The sequence below is a fragment of the Holdemania filiformis DSM 12042 genome (assembly GCF_000157995.1).
GTDB classification, from domain to species: Bacteria; Bacillota_I; Bacilli_A; order Erysipelotrichales; family Erysipelotrichaceae; genus Holdemania; species Holdemania filiformis.
Genome location: NZ_GG657552.1, coordinates 150,844 through 153,403 on the forward strand (window position 1 = coordinate 150,844; position 2,560 = coordinate 153,403).

Annotated in this window: 3 protein-coding genes and 1 pseudogene; 1 reads left to right on the forward strand and 3 read right to left on the reverse strand. The window is 45.3% G+C overall.

Annotation, left to right across the window (positions count from 1 at the left end; genetic code table 11):
- Positions 1-222, reverse strand: a pseudogene (locus HOLDEFILI_RS20460) (PTS sugar transporter subunit IIC); the annotation flags it as partial.
- Between the two features lie 12 nt (positions 223-234).
- Positions 235-720, reverse strand: coding sequence for a PTS sugar transporter subunit IIB (locus HOLDEFILI_RS01570; protein ID WP_039863664.1), 486 nt, complete (start codon positions 718-720; stop codon positions 235-237).
- 337 nt (positions 721-1,057) lie between these two features.
- Here HOLDEFILI_RS01570 and HOLDEFILI_RS01575 point away from each other — a divergent pair, with 337 nt between their 5' ends.
- Positions 1,058-1,882 (forward strand): MurR/RpiR family transcriptional regulator, encoded by an 825-nt coding sequence (locus HOLDEFILI_RS01575; protein WP_006057588.1) that lies wholly within the window; start codon positions 1,058-1,060, stop codon positions 1,880-1,882.
- 419 nt (positions 1,883-2,301) lie between these two features.
- Here HOLDEFILI_RS01575 and HOLDEFILI_RS19490 read toward each other — a convergent pair.
- Positions 2,302-2,560, reverse strand: a 259-nt coding sequence (locus HOLDEFILI_RS19490) for a hypothetical protein (protein ID WP_006057590.1), incomplete at its 5' end; no start/stop codon positions are given.

A 2,560-nucleotide genomic window follows, 5' to 3' on the forward strand; every position in this document is an offset into this window, starting at 1 on the left:
GATCGAACCGCCCGGCGTGACCAGTCCGATGAAGATCAGCTGCACATAGGTGCCCAGAATCATCGCAGTTTTGACATCCCCTAAGATAAGACCGATGAACAAGGCGGAAACCAGCGGCCTGCCGATGCAGTACCAGCCGATCAGTCCGCCGCCGAGAAACGGCGTGTGAATATAAGTCAGATAGCCGAGCAGTGAAATGAGTGTTACCTGCAGTAGATTCATAACGGTCCCTCCCTATTTGATTTTGTTTTTGAATTCTTTGAATTCGATGCGTTTCATATCCGGAACCACCTGGAAAAAGATCTCAATGCCTTTGGCATCCAGATAATCCAGATCGTCGATTTCCGAGCGCGTCAGATAGGTTCCATCTTGAACGGTGATCGTATCGTCACGCTTCTGAACCGGTCCGATCATCAGGCTTTTCGGCAGCTCAGGCACTTGATCGAACAGGGCCCGGGCGATTGTCGGAAAGCGGAAGACAATCATCGTTCCAGTTTTACTGTTGACAGCTTCACGAATCGGTGCGGCAGCCTGGTCTATCGTATAGACCTCATTTTTCATCCCCGGCATCGCAATCTTTTCCACGACGTATTTCATCGCGGGATTGGTCGCAGTGAATTCGTCGATCACAATGATGTTTTTGATAAAGTAGTGCTGAACCAGACGGGTCATGCATTGGCCATGAATCAGACGGTCGTCGCAGCGAATGAGATTAATCATCATTTTCCTCCTCTCTTATGCGGATCATTCCGCTTGCCGTGGTGAGAAATTCAAATCATAGGACATCATCTCTTTTCTTAATTTTTATCAACACTCCAAAACTATTATAGTTGGAGTATTTTACTCCAATTCCAGGATACACCTGTTTTTACGGATACGCAATAGCTTTTTAAAAGATTACATTCTGAAGCTTAAGAACAAGACCAGCCTCATTCTGCTGGTCTTTACGATATCTTTTTATTTTCCGAATGAATTTTGATTGTTGCGGAAAGATTTCATGATATGATTAAAATGATAATTGGAATAATCATCATCAGAAGGAAAGGAAGGCATCCTTGTGTCTATTTACAGTAAGATTAAAGATAATTATGATGTGTTTACCAAGAGCGAGCAGCGGGTCGCTAAGTACTGTCTTGACAACTATACGGAGGTTGCCGGCAACACGTTGTCGCAGCTGGCGGAAAAAGCGCATTGCGGGGAAGCGACGGTCGTCCGTTTCTGCAAGAAAATCGGAAATGAGAGCTATCATGACTTTAAGGAAGAATTGACTGAGGAAACGCAGGAACATCTAAAGAGCGAGAACGACTCGTTTGTCACCCAGATCTACCAGAATCTTCGAACTTCGATTGAATATACAATTCAAAATCTGGATTTGGAACAGATCGATGAGATCGCTCAGCTGATGAACAAAGCGGACATCATTTTCTGCGCCGGTGTCGGCAACTCCGGTATTCCCGCGGAAGCCTGCGCGATGCGGCTGGTGCGGAATGGAAAGAACGGGATTTACTTTAAAGACAATCATTTTCAGTCGATTTATCTCAACGAGCTGAAGCGCAGCGATATTGCGATTTTATTCAGCGCATCGGGTGAATCCAACGATACGATTCACTGCGCCGAGATTTTGAAGCAGCGGAAGGTGAAGACGGTCTGCGTCACTTCGTCGGTCGTATCCTCGCTGGCAGTGCTGTGCGATTACTGTATTTTGTTGAAGCGCTGGCTGGGACCGCTGGGCGGCGGCAGCATGATCGGTCAGATTACGCAGATGTATATCGCCGATCTGCTTTCGACGCGGACGGGGATGATCGATCAGAAGACAACCTTGAAGGCGAAGGAAACGACGTTTGATTATATCATCGACAAGATGCGCAAAGAACGGATATGAACTATGGAAACTTGCCAACACAGGAAAGTCAAAGCTGAAGCTTGGATTTGATAAAAGAAAAGAAGAAAATGAGAAAACAAAACGATCCGCAAAACCTAAGGGGGTTGCAGATCGTTTTTAAATCCGGAAAAGATCAAAAAAAAGGACAAACCGACTTGTGTCAAAGTGGGCAACGGTGCGGAATCAGCGGGTCATGGATGATAAGATACGGGCGCGAATTTTGAAGTATGAAAACTATTAAAGAGCCGCGGCACTAAAAATGAAATTCTGACCTGCTAGTGGGAAGAACTGCCACGACAACAACGTATTGACTGTGGCAGCGAGTAATCTTCCTTCGCTTCTTTACAGTCAATATAAAATGACGGCCCGCATGACCGTCATCAAAAAACTTATACAGTTTACTTTTGACAAACTCCGGATCAGCTGCAAATCCGCTCTTTAAAGCTGTCTGCGCTGCACCTTGATATCGGACAACCAGAATCATGAATCATCTTCATTGCAATCTGCTCCTCCGTGTAATCCGGATGTTCTTCTTTGATTTTCAGAATCGTTTGAATGCAAGCTACTTTTTCCTCTAACATGTCCGCTATTTCAGCGGCTCGCATTCCTCTTTTTACACTTTTCAATGTGACTTTAACGGTCTTCAACATTAAACCTTGATCTTTGCCCCGTTCAAGA

Coding starts and splice junctions, on each gene's coding strand:
- HOLDEFILI_RS01570 (WP_039863664.1), bottom strand. CDS start 720: ATGATTAATCTCATTCGCTGCGACGACCGTCTGATTCATGGCCAATGC.